This is a genomic window from Rhizobium giardinii bv. giardinii H152 (genome assembly GCF_000379605.1).
Taxonomy (GTDB): Bacteria; Pseudomonadota; Alphaproteobacteria; order Rhizobiales; family Rhizobiaceae; genus Pararhizobium; species Pararhizobium giardinii.
Map to the genome: position 1 here is coordinate 1 of NZ_KB902692.1, position 22,855 is coordinate 22,855.

Consider the following 22,855-nt stretch of genomic DNA (forward strand, 5'->3'; position numbering starts at 1 on the left):
CGACCGGGCGACGGTCGAGGCGGGTGCGGCCGGCAGCGGCGATCCGGCTGCCTCCGGCAAGCTGACGGTCAGCGATGTCGATGACGGCGAGGCGGTGTTTGCCGCCCCGGCCTCACTCAACGGCACCTATGGCAGCTTCACCTTCAATGCCGCCACCGGCAGCTGGACCTATACGCTCGACAACGACCGGGCGGCGACCCAGGCGCTCAACCAGGGCGACGCCGTCAACGACACGCTGAGCGTCAGCTCGCTCGACGGCACGGCCAGCCACAGCATCGTCGACGGCACGGCCAGCCACAGCATCGTCGTTGCCATCACCGGCGGAGATGATGGGCCAGCTAGGCAGGCACCGACCGACATTAAGCTGACGCCTGTCGTTCCGGCGGACAGCGTCAACTTCAATAGTTTTGAGTTCAGTGGGCTGCTGACGGCGACTGATCCCGACACAGGTGGATTCATCTTCAGCATTGCTTCGCAGTCGAATCCGGGCTTGTTTTCGCTAACCGGCGATACGCTTAGTTCGGAAGAGCTATCAACGAACGGCACATTCTCAGTGACGGTGAAGGCAACGCAGACCGGTGATCCCATAGGGACGGCCTTCGAGACGACCGAGACGTTTACGATTATCACCGGCAGTAATGGCAACTCTCAGAATTCGAGCGGTGGAACGGGCGACGATGTGCTCTACGGCGGCGGCGGCAACGATATGATGTTTGGACTGGGAGGTGACGACACTCTTTTCGGCCAAGACGGCAATGACACTCTGAACGGTGGTGTTGGCAACAACACCCTGACCGGAGGCGTGGGAAATGACGTCTTCGTTTTCCAAAGGCTTGCCAGCACGACGAACCATATGACTGACTTTAATTCCGGCACGAACAGCACTACCGCGGACCGGTTCCAGTTTGACGTTGGAGGCGGAACGTTCGAATTCGCCGTCGGCAATAACAATTTAAGTGTGGAAAACGTCAAGGCGGGAAATAACGGCACGATCAATGTTGCCGGAACGGAGGTCGCCATCAAAACGGATGTGAGCGTCACGGACGCAACCTTTCAGAGTACCATAAATGGTTACAGCAACATAACCACCGGGGCATTGTTCGTGTTCCACAATACGGATCTCGGCCATGCGGCGGTCTACTATGATCAGAACCCAAGTTCTGCCGGAGGCGCGGTGGTTGTCGCTGAACTCGACAACATAACCACGCTCGGCGGCCTTGCAAATTTCAACTCGGACGACTTCCTGTTTGTCTGAGGTGGTCTGGAATCAGACTGTAATCTGTGCTCTCACCGGTCTCGGAGGGCACACGGCCTTTTAACTCAAAGCAAAGGTGCTGTTTCAGCCACTACGCCCATGCGGAGGACACTGTGCGAAGATATCCTTCGCCCCTGAGGACGGCGAAAATGTTGGCATGGGATCCGCAAAAGGGATGGGCGACAACCTTCGGCTTCCTCCGGATCAAGCGTCGGAAATAACGCTTGCCTAAATTATGGACATCCGGCGCTGTCATCGGCGATGATTGTCGCCGACAGCATGCCACACCCGGGTCCTAGCCAGACGCTGGTTTGTCTCATTCTGGTCGTAGCTCTCTTCGATCTCACTGGTCAGCCGCTCGAGTCGCATGTTCGTCTCAGCCAACTGATCGAAGAGCAAACTTACGGGTATTCTCGCCATCTCTGGCAGTTGATCCAGCTGTCCCTTCAATCGGTCAGCGTTTTGTGCGTCTTTCTCAGCGATGTGCCGAACACCGTGGTGTGGGCTCGGAGCGCGTTGCGCGAACCAGAAATCCGCGTGCGGTGGAGAACCAGAACCGGTGAAGCTTCGCTCTTGATGACAAAACTTATGGATGGGCGCGTCACGGCTTCACAAATAGCGGCCACGTCCGCAGCATCCGTCTTCCCCCGCTTCACATAGGGATCGGCTGTCGCTTCGTGTCGCGGAGTCGATGGGGCATTCAGCCAACTCCATCCTATCTCGTTCCGCCGATTGCACGACCGCCCTTTATTGCTGGCAAATGCGACTACCCTTGATTGAGGCACAGCGCGTACCGCGACGTTTCGCGATCGGCTCCAGCACTGTCCATTCTACGGAAATCGGTTGTTCCTTCATGACGAAGGTCCGTTCCGCAACGTCAACAATTGACGCTTCAAAGATGCGTTAATCCTTTAGCTATTGCTTGCGGAACTCAACTTGCGTATCCAATTGGAACGTCGGGAGGCGCAGCAGACATGACCGGAAGGAGCCGTGCTCTCACTCTGATCGTCGCGGCAATGCTGGCTGTGGCAGGATTGGTTGTGCTTGCCTCGCAAGATAGCACAGCGCCGACTGTGTCCTGGGCGACCCCTTTAGCGGGCGGGGTTGATGTCGATCTCGATGCAGCGATCACTGTGACATTCAGCGAAGACATCGATCCAGCCAGCATCGGGGTGGACTCGTTTCGGCTTTCGGCAAATGGCCTGCCGGTGAAGACGAACGTCTCGTACGACGAATGGACCCGCTCAGTCGTGCTTGCGCCAGCCATGCGGTTGACGAGCAGTACAAGATATACCGCAACCCTTGCTGCCGGTATTGAGGACAGGGCCGGCAACGCCTTGGTTGACGGTCGAAGTTGGGCGTTCACGACGCGGCGCGATCTTGATCGCGGATTCGGAGGGCCTGTCCTGCTCGTCAGTTCGAGTGTGTTGCCCTTCAGCAAATACTACAGCGAGATTCTGCGCGCCGAAGGGTTAGGCTCGTTCGAAAGCGTCGATTTGTCGAACGTTAACCTGGCTCTGCTCAACCGGTTCAGCTTGGCGTTATTGGGCGAGATGCCGCTGAGTGAAGCGCAGGCGGCGATGTTTTCCGCATGGGTCGACACAGGTGGCGATCTGATTGCAATGCGGCCCGACAAAAAGCTTGCCGACCTGCTGGGTTTGAGAGACCAAGCCGCATCGCAGAACGAAGGTTATCTGCTGATCGACACCGCAAGCGCACCCGGACACGGTATCGTCGGCGAGACGATCCGCTATCATGGCGCGGCCGATCTATACCGCTTGAAGGAAGGCACGATCGAAGTCGCCCGGCTCTACAACAACCAGTCGAACGCCACGCCCAACCCGGCGATCACGATTCGCTCGATTGGCAAAGCCGGAGGCCAGGCGGCGGCGTTTACCTACGATCTTGCCCGCTCGATCATCTACACCCGTCAGGGCAATCCGGCATGGGCCGGCGATGAACGCGACGGCAATTCGGTCATCCGTCCGAACGATCTGTTCTTTGGCGCCAAGGATGGCGACAGGCAACCCGACTGGAACGATTTCGACAGGATTGCCATCCCTGTAGCCGACGAGCAGCAGCGATTGCTTGTCAATTTGATGAACTTCATGCTCGAAGACAAGGCGCCGTTGCCGAGGCTGTGGTACCTTCCCAAAGGACTTAAGGCGGTCCTGGTGATGACCGGCGATGATCACGGTACCCGCAGCGGAACCGAGAGATCGTTCAATCGCCTCAAGGACAATGAGCCCGAGTGGTGCTCGATCGCTGATTGGGAATGCTACCGCTCCACGTCGTGGATTTACACGAGTAGCGGTTTGTCCAAAGAGGCGGCGCATGCCTATTCCGCCGACGGCTTCGACATAGGCGCGCACGTCAACACCGGCTGCAGCAATTTCGTGCCAACGGATCTGGTGGGTATCTTCAGCCGGGAACTCTACGCGTTCCGCATCAAGTATCCGGATCTGCCCCCACAGACCGGAAATCGCACCCACTGCGTCGCCTGGAGCGACTGGGCGTCGACGCCGAAGGTGGAGGCGCGTTACGGGATCCGCATGGACCTCAACTACTATTATTGGCTGGGCTCGTGGATAAAGGACCGCCCCGGCTTCATGACCGGTTCTGGCCTGCCGATGCGGTTTGCCGATCTCGACGGCAGCATGATCGACGTCTACCAAGTCGCATCGCACCTTGTGAACGAAAGCGAAATGAGCTTTCCGTCAGCAATCGAAACACAGCTTGACCGGGCTCTGGGACCCCAGGGTTATTACGGCGCGTTCGGCACGCATTACGATTTCAGTGACGATTTCGACAGACAATTGACGGCCGTAGCGAAGGCTCGCGGCGTGCCGCTGGTTTCGGTACAGCAATTGCTCGATTGGACCGACGGCCGCAACAACTCGCATTTCGCACGTATCGGATGGAACGGTGACGTCCTTACGTTCGAGGCATTTGCCGACAGGCGAACCGGAACGATGCTTCGCGGAATGATTCCGGCACGAACTCGTGAGAAAGAGGTAGTCGCGATCAGCCGCGACGGTTTGCCAGTGGACCATGAAACCGAGACCGTGAAGGGAGTTGCCTACTCCATGTTCCCTGTCGAGAGCGGGGCATATCGGGTGATATATCGACGGCGGGGCGATGATCGTGCAACCGGTGACGCGTCAATCACGCGAAGCAGAGCTCACTAGCGCCTCAACTTTTTTCCGCTGCCCGCCTAATTCATGACAAGCGAAACACCATGGGATTGAGGCCCGGGCAACGTGCGAGAATCGCCGCCCGGGCCCCTGGCTGCGTGCGTGATATGCGACGACGCTGCCTGCAGAGGCTTGGCCCCGGGGTAAGGCTAACCTCCAACTGACCAGCGAGGGGCCTCTTGGTCAGTCGTGATATGTTAGCAATCCGTTAAATACAAGCAATATGAGCGGACATCATCCTGATGATGGCTCCCCGGCAAACGCGCGTGCGCAGCGTCGCGCGCCCTGCCACTCGCGCTATGCAAAAGGCGCAGGCTGAATGAAGATCGGCGGTAGCGAGATTATCAAATTGGATGTGGCAGACCGGTTCGCAACAAGATCTGAAGAGTGTTTGCGCTACCGTAAGAAAGTGGGGCTTTCTACAATCACCCGCCCGGATTATAGTGAACCTCCGACTTCGGCCTCAGGGCGCTGTCGCTTCCACACAAGGGAGCCAAATGATCTCTCTTCCGATCTTTGAAAACGAACGCGATGATCTGGTCCCAGGCAGCCAGTACAGCGGCTCCCAGAGGGGCGCCGTGGCTGTTGAGCATGTCCTGGAGGCACTTCCCGAGCCGATCTACATGACAGACGCGAACGGCCGCATCACGTTCTACAACAGTGCTGCGGCTGCAATGTGGGGCGTTCACCCCGAGATCGGCAAAAGCGAATTCTGCGGCTCCTGGAAGCTGTACTGGCCCGACGGCCGGCCCTTGCCGCATGACGAATGTCCGATGGCAGTCGCGTTGAAGGAAAAACGCGCCAATCGGGGCCTGGAGGCAGTTGCCGAGCGTCCCGATGGCACCCGCGTTCCCTTCCTCGCATATCCGACGCCGCTTTTCGATGACGCAGGAAACCTCGCCGGCGCCGTCAATATGCTGGTCGACCTGACGGATCGGGCCATCGCCGACGAGGCCGAACAGCGGTACGCTGCCATATTTGCCTCCTCGGACGATGCGATCCTTGCGAAAGATCTGGACGGCACTATCATCAGCTGGAATCGTGGCGCCGAACGGTTGTTCGGCTACACTGCGGCTGAAGCCATCGGCAAGCAGGTTGCCATGCTGATCCCGCAGGAACGGCACGACGAGGAGCCGGCCATTCTCGGCCGTATTCGCCGCGGCGAACGCATCGACCACTACGAGACGATCCGGCGACGCAAGGACGGCAGCCTGATCGAAATATCGCTGTCTGTTTCTCCGATCCGGGACCGCGAGGGCAGGGTCATCGGCGCCGCGAAGATCGCCCGCGACATCACCGAGCGCAAGCGTGCCGAGCAACAGCAAAACCTTCTGATCGGGGAGATGAATCACCGAGTCAAAAACCTGTTCACCGTCGCGAGCAGCGTCGTTTCCCTCAGCGCCCGGTCGGCGGAAACGACGACCGAACTGGCGACGGTCGTGCGCGACCGCCTGAACGCTCTGGCGCGGGCTCACGCTTTGACCATCCCCAATTTCTCTGAAGCCAGCGGTAGCGCCGAATACACAACGACGCTGCATGAGTTGATCAGGACGATCCTGGCGCCCTATGATGGTGTTTCAAACGGCCACAAGCCCCGGGCTCGCGTAATGGGCGCGGATGTTCTGATCAGCGGTTCCGTGGTGACCAGCTTTGCTTTGCTGCTTCACGAATTTGCGACCAACGCAGCCAAATACGGAGCGTTGTCAGTCCCCGAAGGCGTGGTCGACATTTCGTGCCAGGAGGACGGGACGCAGTTCGTCCTGACCTGGGCCGAACGCGGCGGACCGACAGTGGATCAAAAAACCGATGGCGACGGATTCGGAACGCTTCTTGGCAAGGCAACGGTCGAGAGCCAGTTTGGCGGCCAGATTGTCCGCCGCTGGCATCCCGAAGGGTTGTCGATCCGCCTTTCCGTCGCCCGGGAGCGGCTTTCCACGATTTAAAGCGCCGTTCTCACTTCCGCAATTGATGCCTTGAGAACCGTGCATGTCCCGGCAAGCATGTGTGCGGAAACAAATTAGCGTTTTCGATCATCGCAGCCCGAAAAACGACAGAACGGCGATAACGACAACAACCAGTCCGATGAGATAAATGATATTGTTCATAGCGAATCCTCTGCGCATCAACTGCTAGAGAACTCGCAGGGCGGATGGATGGTTCCCAAGGACGTGTTCCGTGTCTGACCAGTGGCCAATGTTCATCCTGCAATGCATCGTTGTGCTGGGGCTGGTCGGCGCCTTGTTCATTCGCGGAGTAGGCGACTAGCCAGGCTCCGCAGCGTTCCTGATCGCCTTCAGTTCACGATTCAGCCGGTTCCGCCAGGCTGCGTCTTCGACGAGCGCCGGCGGAAAGAGGCCGGGAATGTTGAAAAAGGCTGACGGTTCGTTTTTGGCGATCGCTTCTGTCGCTGCGGCCGCAAGTTCATTGCGGCGCGGGTCGTCCACATCCGGCGTTTGGAGCACTTAGGCGATCCAAAGCGCGGTGGCGTAGGCAAACTCCGCGCCGTCACGGCGGCCCCTGCGCCCTGAGGTCCCGGATTGCGTCGAGTGACCGCAGGCTGACGCCGACAATTCCCCAGTCGCCGAAGCTCTCAGCCAGGGCTCTATCCGTATAGACGGCCTGATGCGCCGGTGAAAGGCACCGAAGCCGATATGCAGGATGCCGGGCTTCAAGGTGGCGCGATCGTAGCACGGCCTTTCGATTTGGGCCGGCAAGGGGATCGAGGCAGACAGCCGTTCCATGATCAGCCCAGCCCATAGGTCGCGTGCGACAAGGCGCGCTCGATGCCGCGCAATTCGGCCAGTCCCTTGAGGCGACCGATCGCGGGGTAGCCGGGTTGGGCGCCGCGCGTCAGGTCGTCGAGGATTTCCTGGCCGTGATCCGGCCGCATCGGGATCTGGTGGTCCGCCCGGCCGCCGGCGCGACGCCGCTTCTCCTCGGCGAGCAGTTCGGCGATCACCGCCACCATATCCGTGTCGCCCTCGAGATGTTCGTCCTCGTAGAAGGAGCAGGGCGTCTGCAGTTCCTCGCGCCGGACATTGCGCAGATGGATGAAGTGAATACGCGGGGCGAACTGGCGCACCATGGCAGGCAGGTCATTGGCCGCGCGGGCGCCGAGCGAACCGGTGCAGAACGTCACGCCATTCGCGGGGCTGTCGACCTGCCGCAGCATGAAGGCATAGTCCTCGGCGCTGGAGAGTATGCGCGGCAAACCGAGCAACGCCCACGGCGGATCGTCCGGATGGGCGCAGATATTGATGCCAACCCGTTCGGCCACCGGCGTCACCTCGGCGAGAAAATCGACGAAATGGCGCTGCAGCCTCTCCCGGTCGATCCCCGCATAGGTTTCCAGATGATCCCTGAGCTGCTGCAGGCTGTAGCCATCCGCCGAGCCGGGGAGGCCGGCGCCGATGTTGCGCGACAGTGCCGCCCGCCGCTCGTCGGTCATGTCGCGAAAACGTCGTTCCGCTTCCTCGCGCGTCGTTGCGTCATAGTCCTCCAAGGCGCCTGGCCGCTGCAGCAGATGGAGGTCGAAGGCGGCGAAGTCGATCCGGTCGAAACGCATGGCCTTTGCGCCGTAACGCGCGCTCCAGCGCAGATCGGTGCGCGTCCAGTCGAGCACCGGCATGAAATTATAACAGACGGTGCGGATGCCGGCGGCTGAGAGACGGCGTAGCGTTTCCTGCCAGTTTGCGATGTGTTCGCGCCAGGGGCCGGTCTGCGTCTTGATGCTTTCAGACACCGGCACGCTCTCAACGACCTCCCATTCGAGGCCGCCGGCGCGAACCTGCTCCTGTCGCCTGGTGATCTCCTCCACCGGCCAGACATCGCCGGTCGGGATATGATGCAGCGCCGTGACGATGCCGTGCGCACCGGCCTGAGCCGCATCCCCAACGCTTACCCGGTCGATCGGACCGAACCAACGCCATGTGTGTCGCATGAGAACTCCTTCAGGACAAAAAGCTGAGCTGCACCTTGCAGGCGGTCGAACGATCGCCGGCCTGCTCGAAGGCGGTGACGGCCTGCTCGAGCGCGAAAGTGTGGGAGATGATCGGCCGGACATCGATACTTCGATCCGCGATCAGCGCGACGGCAAGGGCAAATTCACTGTCGAACCGCTGCGATCCGATCAGACGCAATTCCTTGCCGACCAGGGCATTCAGCGGCAGGGTGATGTCCCCCGTCACCCCCACCTGCACGATTATGCCTCGCGGCCTCACCGTGGCAATCGCGCTGCGTAGGGCAGGCTCCGCGGCCGAGCATTCGAACACGACGTCGAACTGCCCCTTGTCGGCTTCGTATTCGGCAAGCTTTAGAGGCTCGCGCCGGACATTGATGATGCGGCTGGCGCCGCAGGCTCGGGCGCGATCCAGCGCCGCATCGGCAAGGTCGGTCACCACGATCGTTTTCGCGCCGGCATGGCGGCTTGCTGCGACGACCAGCGCGCCGATAGGCCCTGCGCCGGTCACCAGCACCTGCTTGCCCTGCAGGTCGCCGGCCTGCGACACCGCATGCAGGCAGACGGCCAGCGGCTCGGCGCAGGCGGCCTCACCGGCGCTCACCAGCGAACCCGCCGGCAGGCATTGGCTGGCCGGAACCACCAGCCAGTCACGAAACATGCCCTGTGCATGGGGAAGGCGCATGGCGCTGCCCATGAACTGCATGTTCAGGCAATGGATGCTGAGGCCATCGTCACAGAAGCGGCAATGCCCGCAGGGCTGGCTCGGATTGACAGACACCAGTTCGCCAAGGGCAAGAGCGGAGACATTCGGTCCGAGTGCCGCCACGTAGCCGGAGGCTTCATGTCCCGGGATGATCGGTTCGCGCACCCGCACCGGACCGAAACCGCCGTCCTGGTAATAGTGAAGATCCGAGCCGCAAATGCCGCCCGCGGCCATCTTCAGCAGCACTTCACCGTCGCCGGGATCGCCGACATCCGTCGTTTCCACCTTGAGATCGCGTTGGCCGTAAAGCCGCGTCAGACGCGTCCGCATGACATATCTCCCCTTAGCGGATCAGCCCGAGTTCGGTCGGCAGCCAGAGCGTGACGGCCGGAACGAAGGTAATCAGCAGGAGTGCGACGAAGAGCGGCACCAGCCAGGGCAGGATCGCCATCGTGGTCCGCTCGACCGAGAGCTTGGCCACGCGCGATAGCACGAAAAGCACCATACCGAGCGGTGGATGCAGCAATCCGATCATCAGGTTCAGCGTCATGATCAGGCCGAAATGCACCGGATCGATGTCGAACTGGGTGACCAGCGGCAGCAGGATCGGCACCAGGATGGTGATTGCGGCGATCGTGTCGAGGAAGCAGCCGACGAACAGCATCAACAGGTTGACCAGGATGAGGAACACCCATTTGTTGTCGGTGATCGTCAGGATCGCGCCTGACAGCATTTGGGCGGCCTGGCTCACCGTCAGCAACCACGCGAAAATGGAGGCGGCGGTGACAATGAACAAAACGGACGCCGTGGTTTCGATCGTGTCGAAGGTGGCGCGGGCCAATGTCGAGAATGTCATCGTCCGGTAGCGGACGAGGCCGAGGAACAGTGACCACAGCACGGCTGCGACCGCCGCTTCCGTTGGCGTGAACCAGCCCATCGTCATGCCGCCAATCAGAATGACCGGGGTCATCAGCGCCATCACGGCCGAGAAGTCGAAATACCAGTCGAGGGCGAGAAGCGCGGCGAGTGCGATGCCGACGGCAATATTCATCGACAGACCGGCCGACATCAACAGATAGATCAAGATCGGTACGGAGAGCACAACCACAACCTCAAGCGAAGCCGACAGCAGTTGCTTCATCTCGAAGGGCGTGTCCGAACCCCAGCCGCGCCGATAGGCGAAGATGGCGACGGTCAGCATCATCAGCACGGTCATGACCACCCCGGGGACGATGCCCGCCATGAACAGTGCGCCGATCGAGACGTTTGCCATCATGCCGTAGATGACGAAGGGCAGCGACGGCGGAAAGATCGGGCCGAGCGTCGCGGAGGCGGCGGTGACGCCAACGGCCGTTTCGATTGGATAGCCGTGGTCCTTCATCGCCTTGATCTCGATCGTGCCGATGCCGGCGGCATCGGCCAGCGCCGTGCCCGACATGCCGGAAAAGATCACCGAACCGATTATATTGACCTGGGCCAGCCCCCCCTTCATCCAGCCGACGAGCGCGACCGCGAAGGAATAGATGCGGCCGGTGACACCGGCGGAATTCATCAGATTACCGGCGAGAATGAAGAACGGCACCGCCAAAAGCGGGAAGCTTTCGACGCCGGCGATCATGCGCTGCGCCGCGATGATGTCGGGTGCGACATTGTAGAAAACGAGGTAGAGGACCGAAGCCACGGCCATGGAGACGGCAACCGGCACGCCGACCACCATCAAGACAAGAAACGAACCGACGAGCAGAAGCATGGATCAATCCTCAACCTTCTGAAATTCCTCGGGCTTTTCGAGAACCGAATAGCCGCGCCGCTGATTGGCGACAAAGACCTGGATGGAACGACCGAGCATCAGCACGAAGCCGGCCAGCACGCTGTAGAAAACAATGTTGCGCGGCAGATCGACGGTCACCATGCGTTCGTCGGCGACGATCGCCACATAGCGCCACATCAGCCAGCAGGCATAGGCGAAGAAGCCGATGCGCACGAGATCCACGAAGATCGCGAGCGCGCGGGCGATACGCTGCGGCAAGTAGTGATAGAGCACGTCGACCTGGATGTGGCGTGACACTCGAACGCACATGACCGAGCCGAGGAACACCACGGCGATCAGGCAGTTGGTGGCGATTTCCTCGGTCCAGGCATAGGAATCGTTAAGGACATAGCGGGTGAAGAACTGCAGGAAGACGCAAGCCGTCATCACCCAGAAGATGGCGAGCGTGGCCCAATCCTCCACGGCATAGTGCGAAACATCGGCCGTCGGCGCTGCGTCTTCGAAGGAATGGGCAAGTTCTTCCGCCGTAATCGGTGTATGGATTTCTTGTGACATGGAATCATCCGGCGATGGGGTGCGGAATGCCGGCCGCTCGGCCACGAGCAGCCGGCGCGAACATCACTTCACGGCGCGGATCGCGTCCCAGTCTTCCTTTTTGTAGCCGAGGTCCTCGAGTGCGACCTTTTCCACGACGGTCTTCTCGAAATCGCCCTTGTCGACTTCGGTAACGTCTATGCCCTTTTCCTTGAAGGTCGAGACCAGTTTCTTCTCACGCTCTTCGATGATCTTGGTGGCGCGCTCGGCAGCCTCCTGCATCACCTCGGTGAAAATCTGCTTGTCGGCATCGGAGAGCTGCGACCACACCGTCTTCGAAACCAGGGTGTTCAGATGGTCGACGATATGGCCCGTCAGCACGATGTGCTTCTGCACCTCGAAGAATTTCTTCGCCTCGATCGTCGTCAGCGGGTTTTCCTGGGCTTCGACCGTGCCGTTCTGCAGGGCCAGATAGACCTCGGCAAAGGCGATCGGCGTCGTGTTGGCGCCGCAGGCGCGCGGCATCGCAAGATAGGCCGGCACGTCCGGGACGCGCATCTTCAAGCCCTGCATGTCGCTGCATTTGCCGATCGGCCGGTTGGATGTCGTCTGGCGGGTGCCATAATAGGTGACGGCAGTAATATGGTTTCCCGAGGCGTCCTCGTATCCCTTGGCAAGATGCTTGAAGACATCGCTCTTGGTGTAGGCGATCAAATGCGCTGGATCGCGGAAGGTATAGGGGTAATAGGTGACGCCGATCGGCGCATATTCGCGCGCGGCAAAGCTCGATCCGGAAATGATGATGTCGACCGTGCCGAGCTTCAGACCCTGGTTGAGATCGGCTTCCTTGCCGAGCTGCGAGGCGGGGAAGACATCGATCTTGTAGCGCCCCTCGGTGCGCTTGCCGATCTCTTCGGCCGCCCAGACGGATTCGGTGTGGAACGGTTCGGATGTTTCGTAGACATGCGCCCATTTCAGCGCGGTTTCGGCCTGCGCGGTGAACGCCGAGACCAGGATCGCGGCAGTCGCGCCAAGTAACATTGGCAATTTGAACTTCATGGTCATGCTCCTCCCAAGTTGAAGTGGTTGTGGCTAGTTGCCCCCGGCACGCCTCCACGCGGCCGGTATCGTGCTGTCGGACGGTTCCTCCCCGAAACTTTCCGACAGGCGAAGCTGAGATTGGTCGAGATGCGCACGCATCGCGGCCCGAGCGGCGACCGGGTCGCCGGCGGCAATCGCGTCCCGGATGGCGCGGTGCTCCTCCATTGCGGCCCGCCAGGTCTCGGTGTTTTCGAAATAGCTGGCGAGCTTCTCGAAATAGGGCGTCATGCGCATGTCGTGGATGCTGCCGATGAAACGGTTCAGCGTCGCATTGGCGATGATGGCCGAAACGATGACGTGGAAGTCGCGGTCGAGCGCCAGCGCCAAGCGCCGGTCTTCGAGCGCGGCTGCCATCTGCGTCAGATTGTCGTCCATCAAGGCGATATGCTCCGGCCGTGCCAGCCGGGCGGCCTCTTCGGCCACTGCGCATTCGACGACAGCCCGCGCCCTCAGCAGTTCGAACGGTCCTTCGAAATCCTCCGGTGGGACATCAGCCGACGTCCTCTTGCGCACCGTCACGTAGATGCCGGAGCCCATGCGGATATCGACGAAGCCTTCCACCTCCAGCACGATCAGCGCTTCGCGAACGGTCGGGCGGGAGACGCCGAGCATCTGCGCCAGCTCGCGCTCGGCCGGAAGCCGAGAGCCGGGAGACAACTCGCCCCGTTCGATCAGGCTTCGCATCTGGTCCGCCACCTGGCGATACAGGCGGCGTGATTCCACGGCAGAGAACATCGCTTCCTCGATAGCGCCAACACCGGCTCGCAAGCGGTCATGTGGCAAGGTGGTCATACCAATATTCAAACAGTACGCGCTGCGAGCGATAAGTCAACGCCCTGATTGCAGATTCGGGCAAGCAGCCATTGGAAGTGGGTAAGGTCCAAGCCCGGAGGTTGCCACGCCGTGTCCTTTGCCGCTCCTATGCATCGCAAAGAACGGGCAACCGGAGCGCTGTTCGGGCAGCAACGGAGATGCAAAGAAGGTGTGGATTGGAACCACTGAAGTGGTCAGACGGATATTCCGTCACTCAACCGCGGTGCGGCAACCGGCACAAATGGGGAGCAGACGAAGATGTCGTCCCATGGCGACGAAGCGCGAATGACGCGCAACGGCCAGCACTTTGCGCACCGGACGTGCGCAAAGTGCTGGCCGAAACGGCGATCGATCTGTTGCTAGCGCGCAGCTACACTCAGAGAAGTCGAAGACAGCGAAGGCGTAGCGCCCTTCATCGGCCGGTCTTCTTCTTGGCCGCGGGCAAAAGCCCTTCGCGCTGAAGCTGTTTACGAGCATTCTTGCGCTGACGGCTTACCGCTTCGGACTTCTGGCGTGCCTTCTTTACGGACGGCTTCTCATACGCTTCCCGCAACCGCATTTCGCGGAAGATACCCTCTCGTTGAAGCTTCTTTTTCAAGACACGGAGAGCCTGATCAACATTGTTGTCGCGAACCAATACTTGCATGTGAACCCTTTTGGAACCTGCGTTTTAGGAGAGATGGCAGCGCAATCTATAGCGTTTGGAAAAATTTGCTAGCGGGTAGTTGGGCCATTCTTCAAAGAGATGGTCGTGCGTGGGTCCGTCATGAGCAAATTTCGTTCCAAACATCTGTTTTTCCGCGGGTGAAATTGGACTAAAGTGGTATCGCTGGAGATCGCGGGAGGCGATCTGTCACAGCGTCGGTGTCATCCTTGGGAGGGATAACGATGCAACATTTTGCCACCTCCATACCGCCAAAAGATATTGCTCTGCTACAAACGGTACTCGATGCATGGTGCCGCCAAAAGAATATGCCGCGAAGCGAGGCCATCAAGGAGGCGGCGGTTCTGATTTCGGAATACAGCCGCGGCGTGCGATCGCAAATTCGACTGATCGATGCTTTGGTAGAACAGGAAATCCATTAGTCCGCCGATTTCCGGTAGGTGCTCCATTCAAGCGGAGTGACACGGTGCTCCGCCGCAACGCAACGCGCCGGGGTCCGCCCGAAGTCGGTCTCAACCCCGCGGTTCAACTCCGCCACAAAAGTACCTTTGCTCGGCGGTCGCCTTGATCCGCTAGAAACCCGCCGGCAAACCGATCATTAGCCAGACGAAGTTGCACCAGTGCCAGGGGAAACGCCAGCCGCCGCAGCGTCGGTCGTCGATGCGACGCGGCACTAAACGAAAGGAACTTTCGAGGCCTGCCCACGTTTGGCACAGCTCTACCGGAGAAGAAGCGATGGAGTGGCGCCATATCTGTGTCGACATGCAACGGATGTTTGCGGAGGAGACGCCCTGGCATGTCCCCTGGATGGAGACGATATTGCCGCAGATCGAGGAGCTAGCAGGGCGTCACGCCCAGCGGACCGTCTTCACGCGATTTGTCCCCCCGGAGCATCCTGCCGCCCTGCCGGGGACCTGGCGCGCCTACTACAGTAAATGGTGGATGATGACGGGTGAGTATCTGCCGCGTGAAATGGTCAACGTCGTGCCCTGTCTGAACAAGCTTATTCCTCCGGCCAGACATTTTGACAAACACGTCTACTCTCCCTGGTTCGATGGACGCCTGCATAGCACGCTTTGCCGCGAGCAGGTTTCCACGCTCGTCATCAGTGGTGGCGAGACGGACGTCTGCGTCATGGCGACGGTGTTCGGCGCGATCGACCTTGGCTATCGCACCATTATTCTGAAGGACGCTGTCTGCAGCGGGACCGACCAGACCCACGATGCCTCCCTTGAACTGTTGGGCAATCGGTTTTCCGTGCAACTCGAGCTCATGGACACGGAAGAATTCCTTGCAAGTGCCGGATAGTCGCACTGATCGACGAGCCGTGGTGGCATGAGGTCTTTTCAACCGCCGTCCGAAATGATAGTTCCGTATTTGTTCCACCGGCAGAGTGGTGCCACGTCTCGCAATGTTGTAGTCCTTGGGCGAATTTGCGGCCCTGCGCGGCCGGTCAACAGGACAGTTCGGGGAAAAGGTTTGGTTGCGGCTTACCTGGAAAAATTGAACGAACAGCAGCGGCTTGCCGTTGAGCATGGGGTCGGACTGCCGGCTGACAAGGCCGGCGGTCCCTTGTTGATCATCGCTGGAGCCGGGTCGGGCAAGACAAACACGCTTGCCCACCGGGTGGCGCATCTGATCGTCAACGGTGCGGACCCCAGGCGAATATTGCTTATGACGTTCTCCCGCCGAGCTGCATCGGAGATGTCCCGTCGCGTAGAACGTATTTGCAAGCAGGTTTTGGCATCAAACGCTGCGATCATGACGGACGCCCTCGTCTGGGCGGGAACGTTCCACGGGATCGGCGCGCGGCTGCTGCGAATCTATGCCGAGCAGATCGGTCTCAACGTGGACTTCACGATCCACGACCGCGCCGACTCGGCCGATCTCATGAACCTGGTCCGGCACGAGCTTGGCCTTTCCAAGACCGAAACGAGGTTCCCCACTAAGGGCACCTGCCTTTCGATCTATTCGCGAACGGTCAATTCCGAAACGCCGCTGAGCGAGGTCCTACGAAACCGGTACCCTTGGGTCTCCGAATGGGAACAGCAATTGAAGCAGCTGTTCACCGGCTATGTCGAAGCAAAACAGGCCCAGAACATCCTCGACTACGATGACCTTCTGCTCTACTGGGCGCAAATGGTGGGCGACCCTGAACTCGCCGAGGATATAGGCAACCGGTTCGACCATATCCTCGTCGACGAATATCAGGACACCAACCGCCTCCAGTCTTCTGTGCTCATGGCCATGAAGCCGGGCGGACGCGGCCTGACCGTCGTGGGCGACGACGCGCAATCGATCTATTCTTTTCGCGCTGCAACCGTCAGGAACATCCTTGACTTTCCAAAGGCGTTCTCACCGGCGGCCGACGTCATCACGCTTGACCGCAATTATCGCTCGACGCAGACGATCTTGGCGGCGGCCAACGGCGTCATCGACCTTGCACGGGAACGGTTCACCAAGAACCTCTGGACAAACAGGCCGTCAGGAGAGCGTCCAAGACTCCTAACGGTGAAGGACGACAACGACCAGGCTAGCTACATTGTCGAACAGGTGCTCGCCAACCGTGAGACCGGGATGATGCTGAAGCAGCAGGCCGTTCTCTTCCGTTCATCCAGTCACAGCGGTCCGCTTGAGGTGGAACTCACGAGGCGAAATATACCCTACGTCAAGTTTGGCGGCCTGAAATTCCTGGATAGCGCTCATGTCAAGGACATACTGGCCGTACTACGGTTTGCGCAAAATCCCCTTGATCGCGTCGCTGGCTTCCGTCTGCTCCAGATGTTGCCCGGAATCGGACCGCAGACGGCAGGCAGGATCCTGGACACCATAGCTGCCGATCCGGAGCCGCTCGTCTCGCTCGCCGAGGTTCCTCCACCACCGAAAACTGGTGAGGATTGGGCACATTTCGTTGAGCTCCTGGCAGGGTTGAGGCAATCCGGTTCCCAATGGCCGTTGGAGATTGCCGAGGCGCGGGCGTGGTACGAGCCGCATCTCGATCGGATCCATGAGGACGCGGAGACCCGCAAGTCAGACCTGCTGCAGCTCGAACAGATCGCCTCCGGCTACCCCAGTCGCGAGCGTTTCCTGACAGAACTGACGCTTGATCCGCCCGATGCCACCAGCGACCAGGCCGGCATGCCTTTGCTGGATGAGGACTATCTCATCCTGTCGACAATCCATTCAGCCAAAGGCCAGGAATGGCGGTCTGTATTCATGCTGAATGTGGTCGATGGTTGCATCCCGTCGGATCTGGGTACTGGCACCACCGAGGATATCGAGGAGGAACGTCGGCTGCTCTATGTTGCCATGACCAGAGCGAAGGACAGCCTGACCCTGGTTATGCCGCAGCGCTTCTTCACCGGCGGCCAGCACGCCCAAGGTGATCGGCATATCTACGCGTCGAGAACCCGCTTTATCCCTGCGACCCTTCTCCAGTTTTTCGAGACGGCGACCTGGCCCGCAGTAAGCGCCGCAGCCTCGGAGCGTAGCGCCAGGCAGATTCGCATCGACGTCGCCGCCCGAATGAAAACGATGTGGAAATAGCGAGGTGCCCGGTCCCGGAATGAGATGGTGCGGATTAATCTTGATATTGACGGGTCCTTTCTCCAGGCCTCGCAGATTGTCCGATAGGGCGTTCGCCATCGCAGCGCCATGAGGTGTTTGGCGAAGTTGTTGGCAGTGATGAAGGCCCCGACATAGCAGTCAGGATGACAGCGCAGTCACCACGAAGAAGGCTGCACCCTTATTGCAGATTTGCCGGACAAGCCATAGCGTGGCGATATGGCGACATCGAAACTGGCGGCCTATCGCAAAAAGCGGGACTTTTCGAAGACGCGGGAGCCGGTTGGGAGTCTCGCCGGCGACGGCAACCGTTTTGTCGTGCACAAACATCACGCCACTGCGGATCATTACGATTTGCGGCTGCAGGTCGGCGGCGTGCTGAAAAGCTGGGCTGTTCCAAAGGGGCCATCGCTCAACCCGGTCGATAAGCGGCTGGCAGTGGAAACGGAAGATCATCCCCTGGAATACATCGACTTCGAGGGTGTGATCCCTGAGGGCGAATACGGCGCCGGTCCGATGATCGTCTGGGACACCGGCGTCTGGGCGCCGATGGACGATGTCGAGAAGAGCTTGCGGACGGGTGCCTTCAAGTTTCGACTAGCCGGCGATAAGCTCAATGGCGGCTGGATGCTTGCGCGGCTGAAGGCCGGGGATGGGGATCATGGGCGCAACTGGCTGCTGTTGAAGGAACATGACCTCGCTGCAGACGACACCATCGACATCCTCGCGGCGCGTCCGGAAAGCGTCAAGTCCGGCCGGCGGATAGAGGAACTGGTGGAGAAGCCAAAGCCTGCAGGCAGGCCGGTAAAGTTCAATCTGAGGGCGATTCCTGGTGCGGTGAAAGGCGCCTTGCCAGCGCGCATTGAGCCGCAACTTGCAACGCCGATGGCAATTCCACCCGGCCGCGCCGACCAAGGCGAGATCTGGCTGCACGAGATCAAGTTCGACGGCTACCGGACAATGGCGCACGTTTCCGCCGGTGCGGTGCATCTGCTCACCCGCGGCGGACTGGATTGGACGAAGCGCTATGGTGACTTGCCGGAGGCTTTCCGCCGGCTGCCGAGCCGCGACGCCGTCATCGACGGCGAAATCGTCGTGCTCGACGACAAGGGGATCAGCCGGTTCGCGTTGCTGCAGGATGCGCTCGCCAAAGGCGCAGGCACCAGCCTTGTCTTCTATGCCTTCGACCTCCTCCATCTCGACGGCTGGGACCTTGCCAACGTTGCTCTCGAGAAACGCAAGGCGCTGCTGGCGCAGCTGCTCGAGGGGCACATATCCAGCCACTCCGCCATTCAGCTGAGCGATCACGTCGTTGGCGACGGGCGTGCGCTTTACGAGCAGGCCTCGGAAATGGGGCTCGAAGGCATCGTGTCGAAGCGTGCCTCGGCCCCCTATCATTGTGGCCGATCGAAAACCTGGACCAAGACCAAGGCGTTGAAAGCCGGCGACTTCGTGATTGCCGGCTACACCACCTCCGAAGCAGCTGAGGGCCTTGCCGCGCTCGCGCTCGGCGAATGGGTGGATGGCGAACTGGAATATCGCGGCAAGGTCGGAACGGGTTTCGGCGCAGACATGCTCAGGCAATTGCTTGCTCGTCTGCAGCCGCTGCGTGCTGGCGCAACCAAACTCGATGGCGCGCCAAGGGATATCATCTGGGTCAGGCCGGTGCTTTCTGCGCATATTCACTATGCCAACCGTACCGCCGACAATGCGCTCCGCCACGCCGTCTTCAAGGGGCTTCGCGACATCTCACTTTCCACCCCGGTTGCCGCCCGGCGCGAGCGGTTGATCTCGGATGCCGATCTCGCCAGCATCACGGTCACCAATCCGACACGCCGGCTGTTTGGTCGATCGGGTCCCACCAAGCTCGACATCGCGGTCTACTACGCCTTGGTCGGCGATTTCATGCTGCCGCATATTCTCGGCCGCCCGGTCTCGCTTGTGCGCTGTCCGACGGGAAAGGCGCAGGACTGCTTCTTCCAGCGCCATCCGTTCACTGGCATGCCATCCTCGATGGCGACATTCGCAACCACCAATTCCGAGGGCGAAACAAAATCCTACCTCTCGGTGGAAGATGCAAGAGGGTTCCTCGCGCTGGCACAATTCGGCGTGGTCGAATTCCACACCTGGGGGACAACTCGAAAGCGGCTGGAAAAGCCGGATCGTATCGTCTTCGACCTCGATCCCGGCGAGGGTGTCGCCTGGCGCGAGGTGGTCGAGGCGGCCATCCACATCGGTGGTGAACTGGGTGCCCTTGGCCTTGTCCCATTCGTCAAGACATCGGGCGGCAAGGGTATCCATGTGGTTGTGCCGGTTACGCCGAAGCTCTCCTGGAGGAAAGCGCATCCGGCGACAAGCGCCATTGCCGCGCGCCTGGCGGCGACTGCTCCGCAAACGTTCACCACGACGATGGGCAAGGACAATCGCATACGGCGCATTTTCATCGACTTTCACCGCAACGCACGCGGTCATACGGCGGCTGCTCCCTATTCGCTTCGCGCCCGCACCAATCTGCCTGCATCGACCCCCGTGAGTTGGACCGATCTTGAAGCTATCGACGCTCCCGAGGATTTGAACTATTCTTCATTGCCGGGCCTTCTGGCCACGTCCGGCGATCCATGGGCCGATATTGACGGCTTCGCCAGGGATTTGCCCTTGCTGTCTTAAGGCCGGAAAGCAATCGCGTTGCCGCGCAGGAGATGATCATGGCGCCCAGGGCAAGTTGGAAAGGCTACCTCAAACTCAGTCTCGTGAGCTGTCCGGTCCGGCTCTATCCGGCAACCAGTTCGAGCGAGCGCATCAGCTTCAATCAGCTTCACAAGGATACCCATAACCGGATCAACATGAAGCCGGTCGATCCTGAACTCGGCCTGGTCGAACGGGCGGACCTGGTGAAGGGCTACGAGTACGAAGACAAGAAATACATCATCATCGAGGATGCCGATCTCGACAGCGTCAGGATCGAATCCAACCACACGATGAATATCGAGGCGTTCGTCGACGAAAAGTCGGTGGATGTCATCTACCAGGATGCGCCCTATTATCTGGCGCCGGATGGAGCGATGGCCGAGGAGACCTTCATCGTGCTGCGGGAAGCGATGCGGAAATCCGGCAAGCTGGCGATTGCGCGTCTGGTCCTGTCGAGCCGCGAGCGGGTGGTCACCATCGGCGCGCGCGAGACCGGTATGTTCGTCTGCACGTTGAGGAATCCGAGCGAGGTGCGCGGTACGGCCGAATATTTCGGCAATATCCCGGTCGGCAAACCGGAACCCGAAATGCTGCAGCTTGCCGAAGCGCTCATCCAACAGAAGCTGACGACCTTCGATCCCAGGAACTATGAGGATCGCTACGAAGTCGCGCTGATGCAGATGATCCGTGAGAAACTCAAGGGTCACAAGCCGATCATCGCAGCGGCTCCGGAACGCGGCAATGTCATCAATCTCATGGATGCGCTGAAGGCGAGCCTTTCGCAATCGAAGCCTCCCGCCAAGAGCAAGAGCAAGTCGGAGCCGGCGGCGAAAGCCACCGCTTCGGCAACGGCCAAACCGACGTCCAAGAAGAAAATCTGATGGCGGTAGCTGGCCAGACCTTCGGGATCGTCGGTGCGCTGGCAGCATTTCCGCGACGGCTGGCGACGCGCGAAGTCGAACGGCAAGGTGGGCATCTTCGGCGCGGTGTAACGCGCCGAACTTCGCATCTGGTCTTCGGCAGAGGTTTGCTGGCAAAGGCAAGCGAAGCCCAGATCGAGGCACGGTTCGACACGGAAACGGGCCAAGGCAGGTTTCTTCTCAGCGAGAACGGATTTCTTCGCTTGCTGGGCCTGCTGAGATCGCCGGAAACATCGACCTTGACACGGCAGGCGCTGATCGACCAGTCCCGGCTTTCACCGCGGACCTTCGATTTTCTCTCCCTGTTCGATGCCTTCGAGCACGCCGCCGAACCCTATTCGTTCCGTGATCTGATCCTCGCAAGGAAATATGCGGACCTGATTGCCAGCGGCGCACCCTGGAGCGCGATCGCAAGGTCGGTCTCCCGCTCCCGTTCGGTGGCATCGCTCGCCCGACTGTCGCTCCACCACGAGGGGTCGGATATCATCTATGTGCGCGGTGGCGAAGGTTTGAGCGAACTAGACGGCCAATTGCTGTTCGATCTTGGAACCCCCGACGACATCGAACTTGACGACCTATTTTCGCAGGCGGAAGCCGCCGAAGCGGATGGCCTGTATGATGAAGCTGCCGCCCTTTATCAACGTTGCCTCGCCATCGATCCAACGGATCCCGTTGCAGCTTTCAATCGCGCCAATTGCCTCAAGGCGGGTGGCCGGCAATTGGAGGCCGCGCATGAGTATGCCCGCGCGCTTAAGCTAGACCCGAGCTTCGTCGAGGCCTGGTTCAATCTCGCCGGGCTTATGGGCGATCGGGGCCGGGTCGATGCGGCTCGCAGGCACCTGCAAAAAGCGATCGAACTCGATGGCGATTATGCGGATGCCATTTTCAATCTGGCCAAACTGGAATTCGATGCCGGCAATCTCACAGAAGCGCGACGCCGGTGGGCACGCTATCTCGAACTCGACAGTGATTCCGAATGGGCCCGAACAGCAGCCCGCGGCGTTCAGTTCGTTGACCTCCAGTTCATCGGAAAAACGGGTGGTCGAAATGCATGAGCGATTTCTGCTCGACGGACCAGGTGATGCTGCCGTCACCATCCTGCTTGCGCACGGCGCCGGTGCGCCGATGGATTCAGCGTCGATGACCGCGACTGCCAAGGCTCTCGCCGAGGTCGGCTTTCGCATCGCGCGCTTCGAATTTGCATACATGGCAGCCCGCCGCACAGTGGGCCGCAAGCCACCGCCGCGTGCCGAGACACTTAACCCGGAGTATAGGGCGGCCGTCGCTGAACTCGCCGCAGCCGGCCCTCTCATCATCGGTGGCAAGTCTATGGGCGGACGGGTCGCCAGCATGGTTGCCGACGATCTTTACTCTGAGGGGAAAATCGCCGGACTTCTCTGCCTCGGCTATCCCTTTCACCCGCCCGGCAAACCGGAACAGCTACGCACAAAACATCTCGCCGGCCTGGCGACACCGACCTTGATCTGTCAGGGAACGCGTGACGAGTTCGGCACCCGGCAGGACGTTGCGGACTACTTGCTCTCGGACAGGATCGAAATTCTCTGGCTTGAGGATGGCGACCATGATCTCAAGCCGCGCAAGAGCCTCTCGGGTTTCTCGGCTGCCGACCACCTGATGACGATGGCCAAGGCGGTGACGACGTGGGCCGGGCGGCGGGCGCGCTGAC

General features: G+C 60.2%; 18 protein-coding genes and 2 pseudogenes. 10 read left to right on the plus strand and 10 right to left on the minus strand.

Features of this window, described 5'->3' with window-relative positions; genetic code table 11:
- Positions 1 to 1,255, plus strand: a 1,255-nt coding sequence (locus A3AY_RS0123575) for a VCBS domain-containing protein (RefSeq protein ID WP_018328153.1), incomplete at its 5' end; no start/stop codon positions are given.
- A 232-nt stretch (positions 1,256 to 1,487) separates the two neighbouring features.
- On the opposite strand, the pseudogene A3AY_RS41545 reads toward A3AY_RS0123575, so the two are convergent.
- Positions 1,488 to 1,917: pseudogene (locus A3AY_RS41545) on the minus strand (transposase); the annotation flags it as partial.
- 312 nt (positions 1,918 to 2,229) lie between these two features.
- Here A3AY_RS41545 and A3AY_RS35905 point away from each other — a divergent pair.
- Together A3AY_RS35905 and A3AY_RS0123595 are read left to right on the plus strand one after the other, a co-directional pair.
- On the plus strand, positions 2,230 to 4,443 hold the full coding sequence (locus A3AY_RS35905) for an Ig-like domain-containing protein (RefSeq protein ID WP_018328155.1): 2,214 nt from the start codon (positions 2,230 to 2,232) through the stop codon (positions 4,441 to 4,443).
- Between the two features lie 503 nt (positions 4,444 to 4,946).
- Positions 4,947 to 6,392 (plus strand): PAS domain S-box protein, encoded by a 1,446-nt coding sequence (locus A3AY_RS0123595; protein ID WP_018328156.1) that lies wholly within the window; start codon positions 4,947 to 4,949, stop codon positions 6,390 to 6,392.
- Positions 6,393 to 6,710: 318 nt separating this feature from the next.
- On the opposite strand, the gene A3AY_RS0123605 is transcribed toward A3AY_RS0123595, so the two are convergent.
- The 8 genes from A3AY_RS0123605 to rpsU all read right to left on the minus strand — a co-directional run bounded on the left by A3AY_RS0123605 (position 6,711) and on the right by rpsU (position 13,978).
- Positions 6,711 to 6,911: a hypothetical protein gene (locus A3AY_RS0123605; RefSeq protein ID WP_026203752.1), complete on the minus strand. Its 201-nt coding sequence runs from the start codon at positions 6,909 to 6,911 to the stop codon at positions 6,711 to 6,713.
- Between the two features lie 281 nt (positions 6,912 to 7,192).
- Positions 7,193 to 8,389, minus strand: a complete 1,197-nt coding sequence (uxuA, locus tag A3AY_RS0123615; RefSeq protein WP_018328158.1) for a mannonate dehydratase — start codon at positions 8,387 to 8,389, stop codon at positions 7,193 to 7,195.
- A 10-nt stretch (positions 8,390 to 8,399) separates the two neighbouring features.
- Positions 8,400 to 9,443, minus strand: coding sequence for an L-idonate 5-dehydrogenase (locus tag A3AY_RS0123620; protein ID WP_018328159.1), 1,044 nt, complete (start codon positions 9,441 to 9,443; stop codon positions 8,400 to 8,402).
- Positions 9,444 to 9,456: 13 nt separating this feature from the next.
- The gene (locus A3AY_RS0123625; protein WP_018328160.1) at positions 9,457 to 10,863 is read right to left on the minus strand and encodes a TRAP transporter large permease; all 1,407 of its coding nucleotides are present in this window, start codon (positions 10,861 to 10,863) and stop codon (positions 9,457 to 9,459) included.
- 3 nt (positions 10,864 to 10,866) lie between these two features.
- The gene (locus tag A3AY_RS0123630) at positions 10,867 to 11,439 is read right to left on the minus strand and encodes a TRAP transporter small permease (RefSeq protein WP_018328161.1); all 573 of its coding nucleotides are present in this window, start codon (positions 11,437 to 11,439) and stop codon (positions 10,867 to 10,869) included.
- A gap of 63 nt (positions 11,440 to 11,502) precedes the next feature.
- On the minus strand, positions 11,503 to 12,477 hold the full coding sequence (locus A3AY_RS0123635) for a sialic acid TRAP transporter substrate-binding protein SiaP (RefSeq protein WP_026203754.1): 975 nt from the start codon (positions 12,475 to 12,477) through the stop codon (positions 11,503 to 11,505).
- Positions 12,478 to 12,510: 33 nt separating this feature from the next.
- Complete coding sequence (locus tag A3AY_RS0123640) at positions 12,511 to 13,254, minus strand: FadR/GntR family transcriptional regulator (RefSeq protein WP_026203755.1); 744 nt, start codon at positions 13,252 to 13,254, stop codon at positions 12,511 to 12,513.
- Between the two features lie 490 nt (positions 13,255 to 13,744).
- Positions 13,745 to 13,978, minus strand: coding sequence for a 30S ribosomal protein S21 (gene rpsU, locus A3AY_RS0123645; RefSeq protein ID WP_018328164.1), 234 nt, complete (start codon positions 13,976 to 13,978; stop codon positions 13,745 to 13,747).
- Positions 13,979 to 14,220: 242 nt separating this feature from the next.
- On the opposite strand from rpsU, the gene A3AY_RS0123650 reads away from it, so the two are divergent.
- The 3 genes from A3AY_RS0123650 to A3AY_RS0123660 all read left to right on the plus strand — a co-directional run bounded on the left by A3AY_RS0123650 (position 14,221) and on the right by A3AY_RS0123660 (position 17,542).
- On the plus strand, positions 14,221 to 14,418 hold the full coding sequence (locus A3AY_RS0123650) for a hypothetical protein (protein ID WP_018328165.1): 198 nt from the start codon (positions 14,221 to 14,223) through the stop codon (positions 14,416 to 14,418).
- A gap of 313 nt (positions 14,419 to 14,731) precedes the next feature.
- A complete protein-coding gene (locus A3AY_RS0123655; RefSeq protein WP_018328166.1) occupies positions 14,732 to 15,304 on the plus strand; it encodes a cysteine hydrolase family protein in 573 nt (190 codons plus the stop codon).
- A 171-nt stretch (positions 15,305 to 15,475) separates the two neighbouring features.
- Complete coding sequence (locus A3AY_RS0123660; protein ID WP_018328167.1) at positions 15,476 to 17,542, plus strand: ATP-dependent helicase; 2,067 nt, start codon at positions 15,476 to 15,478, stop codon at positions 17,540 to 17,542.
- 3 nt (positions 17,543 to 17,545) lie between these two features.
- On the opposite strand, the pseudogene A3AY_RS40700 reads toward A3AY_RS0123660, so the two are convergent.
- Positions 17,546 to 17,697, minus strand: a pseudogene (locus A3AY_RS40700) (IS481 family transposase); the annotation flags it as partial.
- Between the two features lie 82 nt (positions 17,698 to 17,779).
- Here A3AY_RS40700 and ligD point away from each other — a divergent pair.
- The 4 genes from ligD to A3AY_RS0123680 are packed head-to-tail and all read left to right on the plus strand — an operon-like array spanning position 17,780 to position 22,854.
- Entirely contained in the window at positions 17,780 to 20,227 is a 2,448-nt protein-coding gene (ligD, locus tag A3AY_RS0123665) for a DNA ligase D (RefSeq protein ID WP_018328168.1), read from the plus strand.
- Between the two features lie 38 nt (positions 20,228 to 20,265).
- Positions 20,266 to 21,129 carry a non-homologous end joining protein Ku gene (gene ku, locus A3AY_RS0123670; RefSeq protein WP_026203756.1) on the plus strand — a complete coding sequence of 288 codons (864 nt, stop codon included), beginning with the start codon at positions 20,266 to 20,268 and terminating at the stop codon, positions 21,127 to 21,129.
- On the plus strand, positions 21,129 to 22,223 hold the full coding sequence (locus tag A3AY_RS0123675; protein ID WP_018328170.1) for a tetratricopeptide repeat protein: 1,095 nt from the start codon (positions 21,129 to 21,131) through the stop codon (positions 22,221 to 22,223). Before ku ends, A3AY_RS0123675 begins: the two co-directional genes overlap by 1 nt.
- Entirely contained in the window at positions 22,216 to 22,854 is a 639-nt protein-coding gene (locus A3AY_RS0123680; protein WP_026203757.1) for an alpha/beta hydrolase family protein, read from the plus strand. The genes A3AY_RS0123675 and A3AY_RS0123680 overlap by 8 nt, the downstream gene beginning before the upstream one ends.
- Position 22,855 lies beyond the last annotated feature (1 nt).

Coding starts and splice junctions, on each gene's coding strand:
- A3AY_RS35905 (WP_018328155.1), top strand. CDS start 2,230: ATGACCGGAAGGAGCCGTGCTCTCACTCTGATCGTCGCGGCAATGCTG.
- A3AY_RS0123595 (WP_018328156.1), top strand. CDS start 4,947: ATGATCTCTCTTCCGATCTTTGAAAACGAACGCGATGATCTGGTCCCA.
- uxuA (WP_018328158.1), bottom strand. CDS start 8,389: ATGCGACACACATGGCGTTGGTTCGGTCCGATCGACCGGGTAAGCGTT.
- A3AY_RS0123620 (WP_018328159.1), bottom strand. CDS start 9,443: ATGCGGACGCGTCTGACGCGGCTTTACGGCCAACGCGATCTCAAGGTG.
- A3AY_RS0123625 (WP_018328160.1), bottom strand. CDS start 10,863: ATGCTTCTGCTCGTCGGTTCGTTTCTTGTCTTGATGGTGGTCGGCGTG.
- A3AY_RS0123630 (WP_018328161.1), bottom strand. CDS start 11,439: ATGTCACAAGAAATCCATACACCGATTACGGCGGAAGAACTTGCCCAT.
- A3AY_RS0123635 (WP_026203754.1), bottom strand. CDS start 12,477: ATGAAGTTCAAATTGCCAATGTTACTTGGCGCGACTGCCGCGATCCTG.
- A3AY_RS0123640 (WP_026203755.1), bottom strand. CDS start 13,254: ATGTTCTCTGCCGTGGAATCACGCCGCCTGTATCGCCAGGTGGCGGAC.
- rpsU (WP_018328164.1), bottom strand. CDS start 13,978: ATGCAAGTATTGGTTCGCGACAACAATGTTGATCAGGCTCTCCGTGTC.
- A3AY_RS0123650 (WP_018328165.1), top strand. CDS start 14,221: ATGCAACATTTTGCCACCTCCATACCGCCAAAAGATATTGCTCTGCTA.
- A3AY_RS0123655 (WP_018328166.1), top strand. CDS start 14,732: ATGGAGTGGCGCCATATCTGTGTCGACATGCAACGGATGTTTGCGGAG.
- ligD (WP_018328168.1), top strand. CDS start 17,780: ATGGCGACATCGAAACTGGCGGCCTATCGCAAAAAGCGGGACTTTTCG.
- ku (WP_026203756.1), top strand. CDS start 20,266: ATGGCGCCCAGGGCAAGTTGGAAAGGCTACCTCAAACTCAGTCTCGTG.
- A3AY_RS0123675 (WP_018328170.1), top strand. CDS start 21,129: ATGGCGGTAGCTGGCCAGACCTTCGGGATCGTCGGTGCGCTGGCAGCA.
- A3AY_RS0123680 (WP_026203757.1), top strand. CDS start 22,216: ATGCATGAGCGATTTCTGCTCGACGGACCAGGTGATGCTGCCGTCACC.